The organism is Pseudoalteromonas sp. TAE56 (assembly GCF_000497955.1).
In the GTDB taxonomy this organism is placed as follows: domain Bacteria; phylum Pseudomonadota; class Gammaproteobacteria; order Enterobacterales; family Alteromonadaceae; genus Pseudoalteromonas.
Map to the genome: position 1 here is coordinate 1 of NZ_AUTN01000051.1, position 20,803 is coordinate 20,803.

At 37.5% G+C, this 20,803-nt stretch carries 15 protein-coding genes and 1 pseudogene; 7 read left to right on the top strand and 9 right to left on the bottom strand.

The window, feature by feature from the left end:
- The 6 genes and pseudogenes from L656_RS0101795 to L656_RS0101820 form a co-directional block, all read left to right on the top strand.
- Positions 1 to 1,011: pseudogene (locus L656_RS0101795) on the top strand (nitrite reductase (NAD(P)H)); the annotation flags it as partial.
- Complete coding sequence (nirD, locus tag L656_RS0101800; RefSeq protein ID WP_002959861.1) at positions 998 to 1,351, top strand: nitrite reductase small subunit NirD; 354 nt, start codon at positions 998 to 1,000, stop codon at positions 1,349 to 1,351. The pseudogene L656_RS0101795 and the gene nirD, both read left to right, overlap by 14 nt.
- A 9-nt stretch (positions 1,352 to 1,360) precedes the next feature.
- Positions 1,361 to 2,194: a uroporphyrinogen-III C-methyltransferase gene (cobA, locus tag L656_RS0101805; RefSeq protein ID WP_024597976.1), complete on the top strand. Its 834-nt coding sequence runs from the start codon at positions 1,361 to 1,363 to the stop codon at positions 2,192 to 2,194.
- A gap of 274 nt (positions 2,195 to 2,468) precedes the next feature.
- Entirely contained in the window at positions 2,469 to 3,731 is a 1,263-nt protein-coding gene (locus L656_RS0101810) for a nitrate- and nitrite sensing domain-containing protein (protein WP_024597977.1), read from the top strand.
- 279 nt (positions 3,732 to 4,010) lie between these two features.
- The gene (locus L656_RS0101815) at positions 4,011 to 5,204 is read left to right on the top strand and encodes a sensor histidine kinase (protein ID WP_024597978.1); all 1,194 of its coding nucleotides are present in this window, start codon (positions 4,011 to 4,013) and stop codon (positions 5,202 to 5,204) included.
- A 58-nt stretch (positions 5,205 to 5,262) separates the two neighbouring features.
- Positions 5,263 to 6,978, top strand: coding sequence for a two-component system response regulator (locus L656_RS0101820; RefSeq protein WP_024597979.1), 1,716 nt, complete (start codon positions 5,263 to 5,265; stop codon positions 6,976 to 6,978).
- A 76-nt stretch (positions 6,979 to 7,054) separates the two neighbouring features.
- On the opposite strand, the gene L656_RS0101825 is transcribed toward L656_RS0101820, so the two are convergent.
- From L656_RS0101825 to L656_RS0101835, 3 genes are all read right to left on the bottom strand, one after another.
- A complete protein-coding gene (locus tag L656_RS0101825; RefSeq protein WP_024597980.1) occupies positions 7,055 to 7,504 on the bottom strand; it encodes a response regulator in 450 nt (149 codons plus the stop codon).
- Positions 7,501 to 8,955: a sensor histidine kinase gene (locus L656_RS0101830; RefSeq protein ID WP_024597981.1), complete on the bottom strand. Its 1,455-nt coding sequence runs from the start codon at positions 8,953 to 8,955 to the stop codon at positions 7,501 to 7,503. The genes L656_RS0101825 and L656_RS0101830 overlap by 4 nt, the downstream gene beginning before the upstream one ends.
- A gap of 290 nt (positions 8,956 to 9,245) precedes the next feature.
- Positions 9,246 to 9,683 (bottom strand): PACE efflux transporter, encoded by a 438-nt coding sequence (locus L656_RS0101835; protein ID WP_080668952.1) that lies wholly within the window; start codon positions 9,681 to 9,683, stop codon positions 9,246 to 9,248.
- Positions 9,684 to 9,808: 125 nt separating this feature from the next.
- Between L656_RS0101835 and L656_RS0101840 the strand changes: the two genes are divergently transcribed.
- Entirely contained in the window at positions 9,809 to 10,714 is a 906-nt protein-coding gene (locus L656_RS0101840) for a LysR family transcriptional regulator (protein ID WP_024597983.1), read from the top strand.
- Between the two features lie 16 nt (positions 10,715 to 10,730).
- Here L656_RS0101840 and L656_RS0101845 read toward each other — a convergent pair whose 3' ends face one another.
- The 6 genes from L656_RS0101845 to L656_RS0101870 form a co-directional block, all read right to left on the bottom strand.
- Positions 10,731 to 11,375, bottom strand: coding sequence for an MOSC domain-containing protein (locus L656_RS0101845; protein WP_024597984.1), 645 nt, complete (start codon positions 11,373 to 11,375; stop codon positions 10,731 to 10,733).
- 123 nt (positions 11,376 to 11,498) lie between these two features.
- A complete protein-coding gene (locus tag L656_RS0101850) occupies positions 11,499 to 12,431 on the bottom strand; it encodes an alpha-E domain-containing protein (RefSeq protein WP_024597985.1) in 933 nt (310 codons plus the stop codon).
- Position 12,432: 1 nt separating this feature from the next.
- A complete protein-coding gene (locus L656_RS0101855; protein WP_024597986.1) occupies positions 12,433 to 13,887 on the bottom strand; it encodes a circularly permuted type 2 ATP-grasp protein in 1,455 nt (484 codons plus the stop codon).
- A 151-nt stretch (positions 13,888 to 14,038) separates the two neighbouring features.
- Entirely contained in the window at positions 14,039 to 14,818 is a 780-nt protein-coding gene (locus L656_RS01000000121800; RefSeq protein WP_342626592.1) for a transglutaminase family protein, read from the bottom strand.
- Entirely contained in the window at positions 14,815 to 17,334 is a 2,520-nt protein-coding gene (locus L656_RS0101865; RefSeq protein WP_050581850.1) for a circularly permuted type 2 ATP-grasp protein, read from the bottom strand. The genes L656_RS01000000121800 and L656_RS0101865 overlap by 4 nt, the downstream gene beginning before the upstream one ends.
- A 112-nt stretch (positions 17,335 to 17,446) precedes the next feature.
- Positions 17,447 to 20,758, bottom strand: a complete 3,312-nt coding sequence (locus tag L656_RS0101870) for a transglutaminase family protein (RefSeq protein WP_024597988.1) — start codon at positions 20,756 to 20,758, stop codon at positions 17,447 to 17,449.
- Positions 20,759 to 20,803: the final 45 nt, after the last annotated feature.

The window sequence follows — 20,803 nt, forward strand, 5'->3', positions numbered from 1 at the left end:
CCTGCCATTGGCTCTATTTTAGCCTCAACATGGAACGACTTTATTTTAGAACCCGCCCATGTTGGCTTACAAGACACTAACGATACGTACCTAGCAAATATGCAAAAAGATGGTTCGTACTCTGTAGTACCGCGTATTGCTGGCGGCGAAATAACGCCCGACAAACTCATTGTAATTGGACAAGTAGCCAAAGATTTTAACCTGTACTGCAAAGTCACTGGCGGTCAACGTATCGATTTATTTGGTGCGCGCTTAGAAGAGCTTCCTATTATATGGGAGCGACTTATCGAAGCTGGATTTGAGACCGGTCATGCCTATGGTAAGTCTCTTAGAACGGTTAAATCGTGTGTGGGTAGTACATGGTGTCGTTATGGTGTGCAAGACAGCGTTGGACACGCAATAGAAATAGAAAACCGCTACAAAGGATTACGTGCGCCGCATAAATTTAAAATGGCAGTATCGGGTTGTACTCGCGAATGCGCCGAAGCACAAAGTAAAGATATTGGCATTATAGCCACTGAAAACGGCTGGAACTTATATGTGTGTGGTAATGGCGGTATGCGCCCTCGACACGCTGATTTATTTGCAACCGATTTAGACACGCCAACACTGATTAAATACATTGACCGCGTGATTATGTTTTACATTAAAACGGCTGACAAATTACAGCGTACGTCGGTATGGATGGAAAATCTTGAAGGCGGTTTAGACTACCTTAAAAGCGTAGTCATTGACGACAGCTTAGGCATTTGCGACGAACTAGAAGCGCAAATGGAGTTAATTACACAAACCTATGCTTGTGAGTGGAAAAAAGCGATTGAAAGCCCAGATGCTGCCAAACGATTCCGCCAGTTTGTTAATAGCCCCGAAACCGATGAGAACATTTTATTTGTGCAAGAGCGTAACCAAATTCGCCCTGCTACAGAAGCCGAAAAACGTGAGCAACGTAATACACAAAACCGTATTCCAGTAATGGAAGTTGAAGAGGAGCAAGCTGATGTCTTGGCATAATATTGGAACAATCGACAACCTAGTGGCTAATAGCGGCGTATGCGCATTAGTTAATAATCAGCAAGTAGCTATTTTTTACATTCCGCAAAACCCAACGGCTGTGTTTGCCATTAGCAACTACGACCCGATTGGCAAAGCCAATGTATTATCGCGTGGCATTATTGGCTCAATCGACAATAAATTAGTTGTCGCATCGCCTTTATATAAGCAACACTTTTGCCTAGAAACAGGCGAATGTTTAGAAGCAGAAGCAATACACTTACCGGTTTTTAATGCAAAAATTGAAGACGGCAGTGTATTTATAAGCTCTGAACCAAAAGTTACAACAGCTGTGGCTTAGGCGAATAGTATGAGTGTACTGTCTTATTTTTCGGGTATTGAAAACGTGTGGCTAAATAAGCTTGTTACTAAGCTAACAAGCTCAAATGATCGCAGTGCTAAAAGCGGCAACGTTTATATAATTGGTGCGGGCCCAGGAGACGCAGAGCTAATTACGGTAAAAGCGCAGCGTTTAATTAATACCGCCGATGTTGTTTTATACGATTGGTTAGTAAGCGATGATTTATTAAAAACGCTTCCTAAAAAAGCACAGCGAGTATTTGTAGGTAAACGTGCGGGTAAGCACTCAATGACCCAAGCTAACATTTGCGAACTACTGGTTAAATACGCGCAACAAGGCTTAAACGTAGTGCGTTTAAAAGGCGGTGATCCGAGTATATTTGCACGTATTAACGAAGAAGCCGATGCACTTACCAAGCATAATATTAATTTTNCTACTTCTGCTTATACGGGTATTCCGCTCACTGCACGCGATGTAGCGCGTAGTGTTACGTTTTTAACGGCGCAGTTTGCCGATCCTAACAAGCAACCTCATTGGCAAAATTACGCGTTTATGCCTGCAAACAACAACCCCACTTTAGTGGTTTATATGGGGCTTTCGCGCTTACAAACGCTAAGCTGCGGTTTGCAATCAGTGGGCTGGCCAAGTAATACACCCATTGCACTAATAGAGAATGCCACTACCACTAAGCAAAAAGTAATTACTAGTACGCTTGAACTGATAGTAAATGAGCATGCTAAACACAACCTTCAAGGTCCTACCCTAATTATGATTGGTGAAGTAATAAATCATAAAATGGCAATTAGCCCTGAGTTATTAAACAGTATAAATGTTAACGCATGATACAAAATGAATAATGCACTTTTCGCGCTTACTACCTCCCCAGGAGTAGGCGCTTTTTTTGTTTTTAATTTGGGTTCAAGTTGTGTGCAATAACATGTTTAAATGCACCAAATAAGTTAAAAGTAATGGTAATTTAAATTATAGAAAAACAGTGGCAAACAAAAACAACACTTTAAGCAATTGTATTAGCTTGATTTTAAATTCAATGATGAAATTTATTAATGATTGGAACAGTGGTTGCACTTTAAAAACAAAAAAGTGTGGAATAATACCAATGGCGACAAGCAATCCTCTCACAAAACAGTTTTTATTAGCAGCAAAGTATCAAGAAATACACGCGCTAAAGCAATTACAAAACAGTTGTGCCTCGCTTACTAAATTAGGCGATTTTGTACATCAGTTACAAAAAGAACGCGCAATGAGTAATATATTTTTGGCCTCAAATCGCGAGCGATTTAAAACCCAATTACAAGAACAAATCCCTTTAAGCGACAGCGCACAAACTGCATTTTATGATTCTCTTAAACAAACATTTATAAACGACAACGCCGATACTGGCCATACTCGGTTATTTAATTTAATTACCTATAGCTTACAAGCACTCGATGCATTACCGGTATTGCGCAAGCAAATAGCACAACAAAACATTAGTGCAGTGCATGCTACGCAGTCTTTCACGCAGTTAATTGCTAGTTTACTCAATATTATTTTAGAGGCAGCAGATGGCGCAAGCGATCCTAAAATAACGCGTTTATTAGTTGCCTTTTTTAACTTTATGCAAGGTAAAGAATACGCAGGACAAGAACGTGCCTGTGGTGCACAAGCATTTGCAGCGAGTAAATTTACCACTGAGCAAAAACAACAACTCGCGCATTTCGTACAAGAGCAAAACCACAGTTTTGACTTTTTTAATGGGTACGCCGATGCGCACCTTTTAAAATGCTTTGCCACGTTAACAACACATCAGGTGAATAATCAGGTAGACCAACTTAGAAGTTTACTGCAAAAACTCGATGACGAGAATGCTCAACCGCTCTCGCAACTAAGCGAAGTATGGTACGAAGTAACCACTACGCGCATAGATATAATGCACAAAATTGAACAAAATATAGCAGATCAGTTAATTGATACCGCAGCAATGCAAATAGCCTGTGCTCAACGTAGCTTAAATACAAATAAGCAGGTACTTAACAATATGGTAGAGCAACACATAGCCCCTACTTTTGGCCAATTAGCCATTAAGCAACCAGAGCCAGAAGTAAACCAAAATATAGCGGCCGATAAGCTCAACAGTAATAAAACTATGTATGATTTAATTATCGAGCAAAGCCAGCATATAAAACAAATAAACCAAGCGTTACTTGACGCTAAAAAAGTTATTAGTGAGCAAAAGGTCATTCACCAAGCCAAGTACATACTTATTGAGCAGTTAAAGCTCACCGAAGAGCAAGCCCATAAACAGCTACAAAAACAAGCAATGGATACGCATAAAACCTTATTTAGCGTAGCGCAAACAATTGTACAAATGAGCGATTAAATATGCTGTTTTTACTTGGGCATGTTGATCTTTAGTAATACCACTACCCTAAATAATAGTTATTTATTAAGTTACAAATTTCACACCCAGATTGAGTTTTGCCTTATTTTAAAATTGATTCATAACCTGCTGACTATAATAAGGTAAAACCCTAATTTGAAGTCTATTTATAATGCAAATTATTCAACGCATTCAAAATAATCAACTACAATAAGTTAATCATTTGTTGCATCTCATTTTAATGAGGCATATTTATTTAATACTGTTGTAGGAGTTTGAATGCCCAATGTAGAGAGTTATATAGAAGGTGTATCATTAATAGATGAGCAGCAATTAACTACCTCTCTTGATAATGACATTCAAACAAGCTTAGAAAGTATTGCTGAGCTTGTTTTAAACATTTTTGATACTAGCGCACTCTCTATTGTTGCTAACCTGCCTCAACGTATCATTGAGCTATATAAATTCGGTTCAAAAATAACAGTAGCTAAAGAACAACTACCTAATGACATTTTTAGTGAATCGATTATCGAGTCTAACCCTAAAATATTCAGAGTTATATCGCCTATCATTTTGCCCTCAGGCCTTAAGTTTGGATGGTTTATATTTGACCGAGCAAGTGATTCACTACTTACAGAAAAAGAGCAATCAATCTTAAATAGTTTACAAAAAAACTTTGTAAACCAGTTAGTCCAACGTAAAAAACAATTAGAAAAAATAAACAGTTCTAAGTTTCACTCAACAATTTTTGAGCAAAACAAAGAAGACGAAATTGAAAAAGATCGCCTACTCAAAAAATTACAAAAAGTGAGTGATGAACTTGATGAATTTACCAGTATTGCTTCTCACGATCTAAAGTCACCATTAAATGCTATAAAGCGTTTATTAGAGTGGATTTATGATGACTGTAAATATTTACTCCCTCAAGAGCACCTAGAAAACTTTCAGCTTGTGCTCAGCCGGGCTAATAGAATGCAAGTACTACTAGAGGATTTACTAAGCTACTCGAGAATAAATAGCTGTGATTCAACGCGTGCAAACATATCTTTAGAAAGTATTTACCAAGATGTAGAACAAATTTTAGAAGTTCCACAGACTGTCACTGTAGATATAAACGCCAATAACGAAGTACTCGATATACCGCTGATCCCTTTTAAAACTGTTTTTCAAAATCTTATTAGTAATGCAATAAAACATAACAATAAAGAGCACCCGGTTATCGATATTTCACTTATCCGCTCTAATCAATATTACATTATTGAAATAAAAGATAATGGCCCTGGAATTGACCCTAAATATTTTTCACTCATATTTAAGTTATTTCAAACATTACAATCTCGAGATGACGTTGAAGGTAGCGGCATTGGACTCTGCATTGCCAATAAGCTCATTATTAATTACAGGGGAAAAATTGAAGTAGCCTCCGATGGAAAGCTTGGCAGTACATTCACTATTTATTGGCCAAAATTTTAACTATGAAATTATCAATTATAAACGAGCATCATGTTGATGCTGCTCTTAGAAGGAACGTATGAATATTTTAATTGTTGATGATGACTTAGTTGATCGCAAATTAATTAAAAAAATGCTTATTTCAGACGACTCTCAACTTCATAACATCACTGAAGTAACATGCGTTTGCGAAGGGTTAAAAGTAATTGAAAACAACCACTTTGACATAATCTTACTCGATTATAATATGCCCAAAGAAGACGGTATTGAAATGCTAATTGAAATGCGCAAAAAACCTAAACTCGGTAATACCGCAATTATCATGATCAGCTCTTCAGAAAATTCAACCTTGGCAATTGAGTGTATAGAAGCCGGTGCTCAAGACTTTTTACCTAAAGGAGATATAACAGGAAGCAGTTTAAATAAGGCTCTTATATATGCAAAAAAACGTTTTGAAGCAGAGCAACGAATGCATAACAGTTATCTTGCTGTTAAGCATATGGCTGAGAGGGATCAGCTTACTGGTTTGTCCAATCGATATCATTTTGAAGAAATACTAAAAGTAATGATAGCCAATAATAAACGTGCTAAAAACTGCGTGGCGTTACTTGCTTTAGATTTAGATAACTTCAAAAATATTAATGATACGCTCGGGCATAGTGTCGGCGACGAAATTTTAATACAAACCGTGCACAGAATTAATAGTTGCCTAAGACAAAACGAAGGATTTGCTCGATTAGGTGGTGATGAATTTGCAGTTATAATAGGTGGGATTTGCAATATTAATCAAATAGGTATGATAGCAAATAGAATTTTAGCTGAAGTGTCAAAACCCTTTTTACATGAAGGTAGAACTTTAAATTGCAGTGTTAGTATAGGAAGTGCTTTATATCCAAACGATGCGACTGAATCGCATGAACTGCTAAAATGCGCTGACATTGCAATGTATCGCTCAAAGCAAAGTGGTAAAAGTAGAATCAGCTTCTACAAAGAGCAATATCAATACGAATTTAGTCGCCGGGTAGATATTCAAAATAGTATAAAAGAGCATATAGAGGAAAAAAACTTTAGGCTTTTTTATCAACCAGTTTACTGTTCAAAAACACAAATTATGACAGGTGTTGAAGCACTGATCCGTTGGCCCGATTCAACCGTTAGTTATACTCCTGATGAGTTTATTCCTATTGCTGAAGAATGTCGCTTAATAGAACCCCTAGGAAAATGGATAATCGCGAGTGCTTTAGAGCAGTTATCTTTGTGGAAGAAAGACTACCAAACGCCGTTAACTCTATCTATCAACATTTCACCTATACAGCTACAAAGAGAGTTTTTACAAACGTATCTATTAAATACAGTCGAAAAATACAATTTAAAAACCAGTAGTATTATTCTGGAAATAACAGAAACAGCTTTTATGGAAAACAGTAAAGAAGTGATTGAGATATTAACTTCTTTGTCTAACAAAGGGTTTAGGATTGCTTTGGATGATTTTGGTATGGGTTACTCATCCATATCTCACCTTATTTCCTACCCTATTGATATAGTAAAATTAGACAAAAGCATGCAATCGTTAGGCGGAGAAAATAATAAGCGATTAAAAATAATCGAGAGCTTATCTTTAATGCTGAAAAAACTAGATTTTTCTGTAGTAGCTGAGGGTATCGAAACTGAAGCCCAGCATCAGCTATGTAAAAAATTAAATATAGACTACTTGCAAGGTTTTCTATTTTCAAAGCCAATGCCTGCAAACGAAATTAACTTGTTACTAAATAACTACAAAAAACAATTAAGTTAGTAAATGTAACAGTAATATATCGGCGACACATAGGCTCAGTCAGCAATAAAAGTTTAGAGTTTTTCAGACCTAATAATCAGCTGTGTTTGTCCAAGTGTTGGCCGATGACAGCCAAGACTTTTTCTTTTAATTCTGCTGCCTGAAAGCTTCCTTTTACAAGGTAACCTTTTACAAAATCGTGTGACATTATAATCTTTTTTTCTTCTTCTCTTTCAGATGAGCTAAACATCATAACAACACACGAGCTTATCTCTATCATCTTTCTTAGTTTAGAAAACTCCTCTAAAAACTGAATACCATTAACTTTTGGCATATTGATGTCCAAAAATATAAGTATTGGAGGAAATCCATCCGGATACTTTATTCTATTAGATTCATAATTTTCGAGAAATTCTAATGCTTCTTGACCATCTTTCTTTTCAAAAATCGTCAGCTCTAATTTAGCCTCTTTAATTAGTCTTTTAAGAATGTACCGGTCAACTTCATTGTCATCGACAATTAATATAGGAGGTTTTATTTTTGTCATGTTAGCTTATCCATTGGTATTATTATTTTAAACGTCGTACCTTCATCAGAGCTTTGCAGTGATACTTCACCATTTAAATACTCAATATGTTTTTTAACCAGCGCCATCCCTAAACCAGAACCCGTACTTGTCTCTGCATGAAATCGCTTAAACATATCAAACACTTCACTTTGATGCTTTTGTGGTATTCCCAATCCGTTATCTGTAACAGTAATAAAAAACGTCTCTTGTTCATTAAAAATATCACAGCGAACATAAGGTGAGTCTTTGTTTCTATCGTAATACTTCAACCCGTTTGAAATTAAGTTTTCAATAATTTGGGCAAAACGTGCTTTTTCTGATTTTATAGGTACTGATAAGTTAATTGTTGTTTCTAGCGTACAAGGATTATCTTTCATGAGCCAAGACAGTCGTTCTTTCATATCAATAATTAACTGATTAAAGTCAATTACGTCTCTATCTTCACTGCCAATTTCAGCTTTCGCTAACAATAAAATATCAACAACAAGTGTTTCCAACTTTTCCATTTGCTGATAGATAATCAGTGCATTTCGGCTTGCCTCCTCTGTGTCTCCCGCTTTTATATCTTCAATAACAAAATGCGCTAGGGATTTAGCCCCTGACAGCGGTGATTTCAGGTCATGGGAAGCTCGATAAGCAAACTGGGCAAGTTCATCATTTGCTTGCTGCAGGGACGCCGTTTGGGTGTTTATAATCTGTCTAAGTTCAATACTGTTTTCAATATTTAAAAGATCATTTTTAATACGCTGCCTGGCCGCAATAACGAGTGCTTTTAATTCACCCGACGTTTTTATATCAAGTTCATCGTCTAGATTAATATTGCTTTCGGGTTTACTTGATAAAAGAAGAGTTAGATTTCGGATTGAGCTGGATATAGTTCGGGAAAGATAACTTATAAAAAGAATATTAAAAAAAGATATGATTATAACAAGTGGAATTAACGTCATTAGTATAAACGATACTGTTTTTCTAATTGGTTCCTCAAACAGCTCAGTGTTTTTATTAAAGCCACTTAGCGAAGTATTAAGATTTAGTAAAAAAGCGTCTCTACTAAGCTCCCCCTTTTTATACTGTGCAACCGATAATAAGGCTTTATTAGCAATTTCAATATCGTTTACACAGATTGTTAATGTATGCTCTGTATTAATAACTTTCATAACTGCATAATTTACCGGGTTTATTTGTTCAACACACTCAATTGGCTGTTGCCTAATTAACAATATATCCGACTCAATAGTATTTATATCAATGGGGATATTGTTTTCTATTTTTTTAACTGATTTGGTAAGTTGATGAACATATTTTAAATGAAGAAAGTTAAGTTGGTGAAACTTAGCCCCTTTAGCTATTTCAAAAGCAGAATAAACAGTAATGCTTATCTCTGCTGCAGTTAATATTACAATAAGCATCAGTTTTCTTGAGATATTCATATACGACACCTATTTTAGCTACTAACCCAACAATTTTTAAATAACACTATAATAATTATAGTGTTTATAACCTTAGGTATAGCAGACTTTATCTTTTTTACTAGCTCCTCTATAAATAACAATTGATATTTAGCTTTATTCACTTTTAATAAAAAGATCCTTTATTAGTTTTTTGCCACTATAAAGCAAACTTGGGCAATATTACGCCTCAAAAAGTGCTGGTGCATTGGCAAATACACCAGCAGCTAAATACAAAACTTTGTTAAGTCATCCCATATTTAAAAAGTGTATTAACATGCAGCATTTTTTGAATGAAAAATATAGGCTCGTGTGTGGTCGTAAACTAAGTTAAAAGTAAAAGCGTAAAGGGTTATAAAAAAAGTTACGCCTATATCCATTATTAATGCTTCCCATAAGCCTACTTTTAAAATGATTGCCATCACGGGAATAGTAAAAACAAGTAACCCGCCTTGAAATAAAAGCACGTGAAAAATACGGAATAATACAGAACGTTGCTCTTTTGCACCGGTAGCTACTTTGTCAAAACACCAGTTGAAAATAAAGTTCCAACACATAGCAATTGTCGCAACAATTACCATAGTGCCCGATAAAGCCTCAATTGCATGATCTGTAAATAGTGCTAAACCTAAAATTGATAACGATACGGCTAAAATCTCAAACAGAACTGCCTGAAATACTCGCTCTGTTGCCCCCATTTTCTCTGTCATAATGTCCTCTTTATCTCTTAATATTTAAGTGTAGTGATAATGACAGATTTATTTAGTTACTAAAGTTAGCAACTATCATCTATAGTGATAAGATGAGTATATAGTTCTAGATAAAGTAGAATAAAATGTACAGCTTAGAGCAACTAAAAACATTTGTAACCGTAGTAGAAACCGGCTCTTTTTCAGCAACAGGGCGAAAGTTAAAGCGTGCACAGTCGGGTATTAGCCAAGCTATCTCTAACCTTGAAATTGCAATAGATCAAACATTGTTTGACCGTAATAAAAATACTCCCACTTTAACAAAAAGTGGAAAAACCTTATTACCTGTTGCTTATTCAATACTGCAACAACAAACTTATTTCGATCAAAAAGTTGAGTCTCTTGCTAAAAACAACGAGCAAGACGTAGTAATTGCTATTGACGAAAGCATAAGTAATCACGGAATTTTAAAAATAATAGCCCCCCTTGCACAGCAGTACCCTATTACAAACTTTGAATTAATATCGGCTACTACGTTTGATGTAGAAGAACTTGTAAAAATAGGTAAAGCGCAAATAGGCATCATATATAGTGATGGTGAGTTAAAGGTAGATATGGACTTTTTTTTGCTTGGCCAAGCTCGATTTTTAACGATTGCGTCACCGCAACATGCGCTTGCTAAACTTAATAAAGTAAATAGCAGTCACTTAAAAGCACATAGGCAATGTGCTCACCGTAGCCTTAATCAATCAGAATTATGGTTTAGCTATGCTATAAGCGCTAAGGTTTGGTACGCCAATACTCATCAAACACTCATAGATTTGGTAACACAAAATGTGGGCTGGGCGTTGGTGCCTGAGTTGGCAATAAAACAACAACTTAAACAAGGTGACCTTGTTGCGCTACCCGTAACACATGAGCAAGGCGGTTGGCTAACGCCTATAGGTTGCGTGGTATCAAGAAGTAAACCTACAGGCCCAGTTACTGAAAGTTTACTAACCCTTTTACAGCAACATTTTTTAAAAGAAGGTGATTGGAAAGCTAAAGTTTAACAGCACTCACACGGCGTTATATTGCGAGCTTCTTTTTAATCTTAGTTTGCCACTCAAGCGCAAGCTCGGGTAGTTCAAGTGCTGCTAGTAATACGCTTTCATAACCTGGGTATTGTTTATCAAAAAACGCCTGAAACAGCGTTTTAACTGATATGTCGTGCGAGGCTTTCTTCTCGATAGCAACACTATCACCCGTTTTTGCAACGCCTTGCTCTAGTACCCTAAAATACACGCCAGTGCAGTAATGCTGCGTAAATAGTTTAAGACTATTTTTATTATTAAGGGCGATAGCTAATTTAAAACAGGGTACACGAGGCTGGCTTACTTCAAGCAGTGCAGTACCAATTCGAATATGGTCACCTATGTGTATATTCGCTTCATCAAGATCAGAAATCGTGAAGTTTTCGCCAAATATACCGCTACTTAAATTCTCGTTTTCAAGAGCCTTCTGCCAATACTCATAATGATTGTGCGAAAAAGCATATACCGCTTTATCTACCCCGCCGTGATTAACTAAATCAGCTTGCTCGTCACCTATAATGTTTAGCTTTTCAATCACTACACGCTCGTTAGTTGGGGTTTTAAATATTCCTGTTTTCACCTCTTTACCATTATGAATAAGAGTTTTAATTTTAGAAATATTAGTCGAGATGATTTTCATTGCGATACCAACGGATGAGGAAGTAAAAATTAATTATGCAGGTTTTAAAATTATTATAAATAAATTTAAGCAAAAAAATGACCGCTTAAGACTAAGCAGTCATCTCACAATATACAGTTTTTATTATTCTGCTTGTTTTAAAAAATACGTTTCGGCCAGTCCGTTATGTATTCCAGCTAAGTCTATTTGTATTTCATCGATAAAGTCATGCAACAGACCGTTTTTAAGTACTCGCACGTCTTTATTTTCTAACTCAACAATTGCATCATCAATTGATTTAATAATTTCTGTTGAGTTTGGCAAAGGTAAAACCAATGCTTTTAATTCATTCATACAAAATAAAATAGATCGTGGGAATACTTTGCTGTGCATTACAAATTCTATTACATCTGCACGCTGTACTCTAACGCCCATTTCTTGGCGATACATTTGATAAGCACTTAATGAGCGCAATAAACTGATCCACTGAATATTATCAAACGGTTTTACTTCTTCTTCGCTGGTGATTAACGTAGCAGAGCGAATATCTAAAATTCGCGATGTCATGTCTGCGCGCTCTATAATCGAACCAAAACGGATAAAAACATAGCCCTGATCATGATTAATTGTGGCATCTAACGCCCCAAATATTTGATGGGCTGAATCTATAATCTTTTTTAAATACTCAAAACGCCCACGCTTTGTTATCCCTTCTTTTTGATTGTCTTTTACATAATAATACAGAGAGTTTATTTCTTCCCATACGTCTCGCGGTATTACATCACGAATTGTACGCGCGCTTTCTCTGGCAGAAGTGATAGAGTTTAAAATTGACGAGCTATTATCACTACCAACAAGTAAATACCTTAATGCTTTTTGCTCAGAAAAATCAGTATGGTTTTCTGAATACGCTTTGCGTACACCAATGATATCAATTAATGGCTCCCAGCCGGTACATACGCCTTTGGGTAAGTCCATCATCAGTAAATTGTTAACGTTGATTAAACGAGCTACATTTTCCGCACGTTCAATGTATCGAGATACCCAATATAAAGTTTCGCCTACTCTTGATAACATATTATTTAGCCTCTTCGTCAACAATCCAAGTATCTTTACTGCCACCACCTTGTGATGAATTAACCACCAAAGAGCCTTTAACCATAGCAACACGCGTTAATCCACCAGTGGTAACTTGCGTATCTTTACCTGATGATAAAATAAACGGCCTTAAATCGGTATGTCGACCATCTGGTTTATTGCCATCAAATGTTGGTACTGTTGATAAATCTAATGTTGGTTGAGCTACCCAGTTTCGTGGGTCCGCTTTAATTTGAGCAATACATGCTTCTTGTTCTTTTTTTGTTGATTTAGGACCGATTAATAGCCCGTATCCACCAGACTCATTTGCTGGTTTAACAACAAGCTTATCAATGTTTTTAATCACATGGTCGCATTCTTTCGGGTCCAAACATTTAAATGTTGGTACATTTGCAAGTTTAGCTTCCTCGCCTAAGTAGTACTTAATCATCTCAGGTACATAGGCGTAAACTACTTTGTCATCAGCAACGCCTGCACCTGGTGCATTAACCAAAGCGACATTACCTTTAGACCAAGCACGCATTAAACCAGGAACGCCCAGTTGAGAGTCAGGTAAAAATACTTCTGGGTCTAAAAATAAATCATCAATACGGCGATAAATAACATCAACTCGTTGTAGCCCTGTGATTGTTCTCATGTATACACAATCATCTTTTTCAACAACTAAGTCCCGTCCTTCTACCAGTTCGCAACCCATTTCTTGGGCAAGATAACAATGTTCAAAATAAGCGGAGTTAAATACCCCTGGCGTAAGTACCACGACTTCTGGTTTATCTTGTGGTCGAGGCGACATTGCCGCTAGCATATCAAATAATTGTGAAGGGTAATCATCAACAGGTAAAATAGACACTTGCTCAAATAATTCAGGGAATACTCGCTTCATTACAGAGCGATTTTCAAGCATATAAGATACACCAGAAGGAACACGCAGGTTATCCTCAAGTACATACATAGTACCACTACCATCGCGTACTAAATCTGAGCCACAAATATGCGCCCATATCTTATTTGGCGGGTTTATACCCACGCATTGCTGGCGAAAATTCACAGATTTTTCTAGTAACCCTTTTGGAAAAACACCATCTTTTATTATTTTTTGGTCATGGTATAAATCATCTATAAAAAGGTTAAGCGCTTCAACACGTTGCTTTAAACCAACCTCTACGCTTTGCCATTCTTTTTTACCTATAGTTCGCGGAATAATATCAAATGGCCAGGCTCTATCAATCATATTACCTTCGTTGTAAACCGTGAAGGTAATACCCATTTCTTTAATTGCTAAATCAGCAACCGCTCTGGCCTTTACTAACTCTTCTGCCGATAAATTAGCAAAAAATTGTGCTAATTGTGTTCCATGCGATCTAACGTTTCCTTGTGCATCAATTAATTCATCAAAGAAACCTTTTGTTTGGTACGCTTTCCAATCAATTTTCATACACTCTTTCACCTTATCCATCATAATATATGACGTAGTTAAACTGCCTATTCCATTCGAATCATATCAACCGCTACATCCAGCAATTGACTACCGCCACCAAATACCACTCCTTTTAAAGGAGTTACGTCAGAAAAGTCTCGCCCTACGGCTANGCTAGAGTAATATGCTGATCGCGTGGTAAAACATTATTTGTAGGATCAAAATCAACCCAACCAAAGTTTGGCACAAATACCGCAAACCATGCATGAGTTGCATCTGCACCTTCTAGCTTTTCTTCGCCTTCTGGCGGCATGGTTTCTATGTACCCACTAACGTATCGACCCGCTAATCCCACACTGCGTATGCATGCAAGCGCAAAGTGTGCAAAGTCTTGGCAAACGCCCCTTTTTTGTGCAAAAACAGTACTTAGAGGCGTACTAATCGTTGTAAAACCAGGATCATAATGAAATTCATGAAAAATTCGTGCCATTAAATCTTTGCATGCAGAAATTATATTTTTGTGTGCATCAAACGAAATCAATGCGTATTCCTTAATCCCTATATCTATTGGAATAAGCTGTGAAGGTAGTACAAATTCAGACGTTTTTAATAATTCCGCTGTATTTGGTTTAACCAATAAATCACGTACTTTTCGCCAAGCAATATCAACGCTCTCTAAATTGCTATTAGCGCCGACTAACAGTTCTACCTCGCTGATCATCGTAACTTTAAGTTTTTTATGCTGTATTGCTATTTCAAACGCTGTTACTTGATTATTAAAATAATCAGTAAATGTTTGTAAGTAAGTCGGTGTAGGTTCTATTTCTACACGACTACTGTGGCATATTTGCCCACGATTTGTTTTTGGCGTTAATCGCGCTTGGTTTTGACACAAACTCACAAAGTCAGAATAGTTGTAAGTAGTTGAATGCTTAATTTTATATTTCACGATTGAGCTTGCTCAATATTAGTCCAGTTCAATTTATTTGCCGTTTGGGTATGAGAAAAATACTGTAGTAATAATACATCACAAAATGTATCTAAGTTCATACGCGTATTATGGTTAAATTCGATTAACTGGTTACGTTGTCCATTTTCACTTTTTTGTAGGTAATCTTTTTCGGTTACATAACAACTTGTTTTAGATAGTAAAATTGCTTTTTCGTGTGCCGCAATTACACCTTGTCTACGCTTTGTGGGTAAATGCTTACACAACTTATTAATTTCCTCTAACTGAAATAATAAAGAACGTGGGTATTCTGCATCTAAAAGTAATAACTCAAGCCCTGTACCAATGGTTTGATACATCCTGTATCGGCGCTTATGGGTAACTAAACTAACTTGGCAGCTAAGCACAGCCTCAAGTAAGCCTAGCTCTTCGGGCTCGTCTAACTCTTTGGTTAATAAAGCAGTGCTTAGTGATGTAATTTGTAAGCTACGCTCTACTCGTCTACCCATTTCGAGTAAAAACCAGCCATTACTATTTGGCATACAATCTGTAATCGAACCATTAAAAGCCATAATAGAGCCTATAACTCTATCTAGGCTGCTTTGCATTGCACGCGTTGGAATATTAATATTTACATTTTTAAATATCTTAATTTGCTCACTAATATCATCAATTATTCGGCGACTATCATGGGACAGTAATTCTTGAATTTGCACCGACGCATTCGCAATATATTTTAATGTATTAATAATACTGCCAGCGCATTGCTCGTCTGCAAGCAGTTGAAAAGCGGTTTCTTTCGACAGATTTACATCAATGCCATCTAGTTTTAAATCAGGTTCTACATATGGATAAACAATATATTGCGACTTAATAGCATTTGAAAGCCGTGCAACTATACTTTTTCGTATTGAATCTGGGTACACAGAAAACTCGGTGTACTTGTCTATAAAAATACGCAAAATACGTATGGTGTTTTCGCAGCGCTCTAAGTATCGACCTAACCAAAAAAGATGCTCAGCCGTGCGGCTCGAAATAACCCCTTCGAGTAGCGTCACATCCATTCTTTTTCTAATGGGTACCGGTGGATTATGCTCGCCTAAATCAACTCTATCGGCTGTATTTATCCATGTATCTTTGATCCAACCAGATACTCTTGGGTTGTTACTTTTTTCGTTTGAAAAACACAGTGCTGAAGGAAGTACTTCTACACCATTTTCTGTGGTTAATGCATAACACCTAAACACCACTGGCTTGGAGATTAATTGCCCGTCATGCCAAAATGGTGCACTGCTAAAAGAAGGCTTTTCTTGGAAAAAGTAATTATCGGGTTCTTTGCTAATAAGTAGCTTTATTTCTTGCTCGTCCAACACTCCATCTAACTTGAGTGTAGGGTCTATAGCTGATAGTAGTTCGAGGTTATTCCAATCAACGGCTTGCGCTTCTTTTACATTTAAGTAATTTGGCTCACCCAACAACAGCGGCTGTTTTAAAATTTGCTGCGATAACTTTTCTAAGTTGCACTTTATTGAAGGTGACGAGAGCACACCACTACCAAACGGGTTCAAAACCTTAACAGACCCTTGTCGTACCGATTGTAATAAGCCCGGAATACCATGAAGTGAATATTCAGTTTGCTCTAAAGAATCAATACAACGATCAGAAACCCAGCGTAAAATGACATTAATCTTACCCAAACCTTGTAACGATTTTAAACAAACGTCACCACCACGAACGGTTAAGTCAGCGCTTTGTACTAATGTATAACCAAAGTAGGTAGATAGAAATGCATGCTCGTTGTAGTTAGGGTCATCAATTCCTTGGGTTAGAATTACAATTCGTGGGTCATCCATATAATGGGTATATTCATTAATACCCTCTTGGAATAGATTTAGAAATTCTTTAATTTGCTGAACATTACATTCTGCAAATTCTTCAGCCATTACTCGCCTTGCAATAATACGGCTTTTAATTAATAGCCCTAAGCCTAAAGGGCACTGACAATGATCGCTTAATACTTTAAATTCGCCTGTAGGCGTGCGGTAAACATCTAATGCAGTAAAAAAAAGTGTTAATTCGTTACTAGGTAAACTAAAACCTTCGCGTAAGTAATTAGGGTCTTGAAAAAGCTGCTTTGCAGGAATGTGACCATCAACTAAAAGAGTTTGATCACCGTAAATATCTTGCTGAATTTTATTTAATAAAAGGGTTCTTTGCTTTATTCCCTCTTCAAGCAACGTCCAATCAGCTTTTGATAACATAAAAGGCAACGGGTCGAAGTGCCATTGCTTATTACTTTCATTTTTAATATTGCCATTTTGTAGTAATTGGCTAATTTCTGTAGCGCGGCTACTAACATCATCTGCTGTTAGGCTAGCTAAACGCTTAAATAAAGTATCCCAATGTTCTGGGTTTAAACCACTGTGGTTTGCTAATTCATCATGACCGTGAGATTTATCAAGGTATAAAGACAACCACTCAGGCAATTCCGGCATCGCGTTATTGTTAATATACAAGCTGAAAGTGCTCCAATTTATAGTAAATAGCCGTGTTCATAATGATGCTTTAAAAATATTTAGTCATTCCACTTTAAATAATTTCAAAGTGGAATGACACAACTATCAATTATTATTTAAAGTTAGGCTGCCTGCGTAAATCCAAGGTATTTGGATAATCAGGATTACTACTTTCTTCATCAGGTACCACGTATTCACTTGCGCTTTGCGCCGACTGAAAACTATGCGTAACCGCCGATGGGCTCCAGCTTGGTTCTGCTGATGCAAGTAAGGACGGTGTATGCCCATGCTCCCAAAATCTTGCGACTCTGCGCCCTTCTGCTTCAAATGCATTAACCGGTAGCGTTTCAGGATTACGCCCACCAGCATGGCTAACATGATATACAAAGCCTCCAACTGAACGTCCTTCCCACGTATCGATTAAATCAAAAACTAATGGTGCATGTACGCCAATAGTTGGGTGAAGCGCTGTAGGTGGTTGCCAAGCTCGGTATCGTATACCCGCGACCATTTCATCTTTTGCTTTACCTTTAACCGGTTTAAGCGGCACTCTTCGACCATTACACGTTACAACATAGCGGTCGCTCATTGTTCCTTGTACTTTTATTTGTACTCTTTCTAATGACGAATCTACATAGCGCGCCGTACCCGACGCACTTGCCTCTTCGCCTAGTACATGCCAAGGCTCGATTGCGGTTCTAAGCTCAAGTGTAACGTTATCAAGTTCTCGCGTACCACACACCGGAAATCTAAATTCAAAAAATGGATTTAACCAACTTAACTGAAATTGAAAGCCTGCCTGTTGTAAATCGCGGCTTACTTCAGCTAAATCGTTTTCTACATATTGTGGCAATAAAAACTTATCGTGTAACTCTGTACCCCAACGTATTAATGGCTTGTGGTAAGGTTTTTTCCAAAACCAAGCAAGTAAAGTACGCAACAGCAGCATTTGCACTAAGCTCATTTGTGAATGCGGAGGCATTTCAAAGCCTCTAAATTCTACAATCCCTAAACGACCTGTGGCTGAGTCGGGTGAATAAAGCTTATCTATACAAAACTCTGCTCTGTGCGTATTACCCGTTAAATCCACTAATAAATTACGAAGTAGCCTATCAACTAACCAAGGTTCAGGCACCTCACCTTCGGGCATATGCGAAAAGGCAATTTCTAGCTCGTATAAAACTTCATCACGGGCTTCATCCACTCGCGGTGCTTGGCTTGTAGGACCAATAAAAAGCCCCGAAAATAAATACGATAAACCAGGATGATGCTGCCAATAGGTAATAAAACTTCTTAAAATATCGGGTCTGCGTAAAAATGGGCTTTGCTCAGGTGTTTCGCCACCCAGCGTTACGTGGTTACCACCACCAGTACCAGTATGACGACCATCTGCCATAAACTTATCGGTACCTAATCGGCATTCTTTTGCTAAACCATATAGCGTTGTAGTTCGACTGACTAATTGATCCCACGATGTTGAAGGATGAATATTTACTTCAATAACACCTGGATCTGGCGTTACAGCGTATTTTTCTACGCGACTATCTTTAGGTGGGCTATAGCCTTCAATAACAAGCGGCATTTTAAGTGCTTTAGCCACACCTTCTATACTACTTATTAAACCCATGTAATGTTCAAAATGACTTGTTGGTGGCATAAATATGTATAAACGCCCCTCTCTCACTTCCATTACAAGGGCGGTTTTAACCATTTCTTTGCCAATAAAGCCTTTTTTAAGCTTTTTAGCTTTGCCAAAGTTTTCAGGAATATCAAACGGGTCGCGGTCAATAATGTTGCCGCTCCATTCAAGGCTATCTAAGGGCAAGCGATACCCCATTGGGGACTCACCAGGTAATAAGAAACAATTGCCTCGTTTAAACTCCCACGTACACGACTGCCAACAGTTTTTACTATCGTTCCATTTTAAAGGGAGAACATAGCCAACCGGCTTTTCTATGCCTTTATCCATTTTAGCTAAAAAGCCTTTTCGGCTCATTGCATGGAGAAGCTCCGGCTGATCTGGCTTTATTTCGGTAGGTAATGAGGCTTCTTGCCACATGTGATATAAAATATCTTCATAAGCAGTAGTAAGTGCCTTGGTTTCAAGACCAAGTGAGTCACATAGTTTATCAGCAAACTTTTTAGTATCGGTATGGTCAAATTTATAGTCTTTATTAGGATCGGCTAATAGTGCGGCATCTTGCCATAAAGGCTCGCCGTCTTTGCGCCAATAGCACGCATATTGCCAACGTGGTAATGGCTCACCCGGATACCATTTACCTTGTCCGTAATGAGTAAAGCCACCTTTTGTGTATACTTTATTCATTTCTACAAATAAATTTTGAGCTAATATTCTTTTTTCTTTGCCATCGGCATCAGTATTCCACTGAGGATGTTCCATATCGTCAATAGAAATAAACGTAGGCTCGCCACCCATGGTTAAATGTATATTTTCTTCATTGTAAACATTGTCAACGTGCTGACCTAAGCGATTAATTGCCGCCCACTGCGCCTCAGAATATGGCTTAGTTACACGTGGGTCTTCGTGTACACGCGTTACTTTATTATAAAAGCTAAACTCAGATTTACAGTCGTCTATACCGCCTGTAACCGGCGCTGCCGAGCTTGGCTCTGGCGTACATGCCAATGGAATATGCCCTTCACCGGCAAATAAACCCGAGGTAGGATCAAGCCCTATCCACCCTGCACCAGGAATATACACCTCGGTCCATGCATGCAAATCGGTAAAGTCTTCTTCTGGACCACTTGGACCATCTAATGATTTTTGATCTGATGTTAGCTGTACTAAGTAGCCCGATACAAATCGAGATGCCAACCCTAAATGGCGAAACAGTTGTACTAACAACCAAGCAGAATCACGACACGAACCTGTTTTTTTACTTATTGTTTCGTTCGGTGTTTGTACGCCAGGTTCTAAACGAATGCCATAACCAACTAACTCATAAATAGCTTGATTAACAGCGACTAAAAAATCAACGCTTCTAAGCGGCTCTTTAGGGTTTAAAGATTCAATTAACTCTTTAAATTTTGGACTGGCTTTGCGTTTTTTTAAATAAGGAGCGAGCTCTGACTTTGAAATAGCATCGTAAACAAATGGGAAGTTTTCGGCGTAATCTTCTAAAAAGAAATCAAAAGGATTAATAACCGTTAGTTCGGCGACCAAATCGACCGTAAAACTAAATTCGGTGGTTGGTTTGTTAAAAACCACCCTTGCTTGATAATTACCAAAAGGGTCTTGTTGCCAATTTATATAATGATCTTCTGGTACTATTTTTAAAGAATAGCTTTTAATTTTAGTACGGCTATGTGGCGCGGGACGTAAGCGGAATATATGCGGTCCCATATTAACTGACCGGTCGTATTTATACTGAGTATGGTGCGAAATCCCAACTGTAATTGTCATCTATTAATTCCCCTTTAATAATATATGGCCACAATATAACGCTAA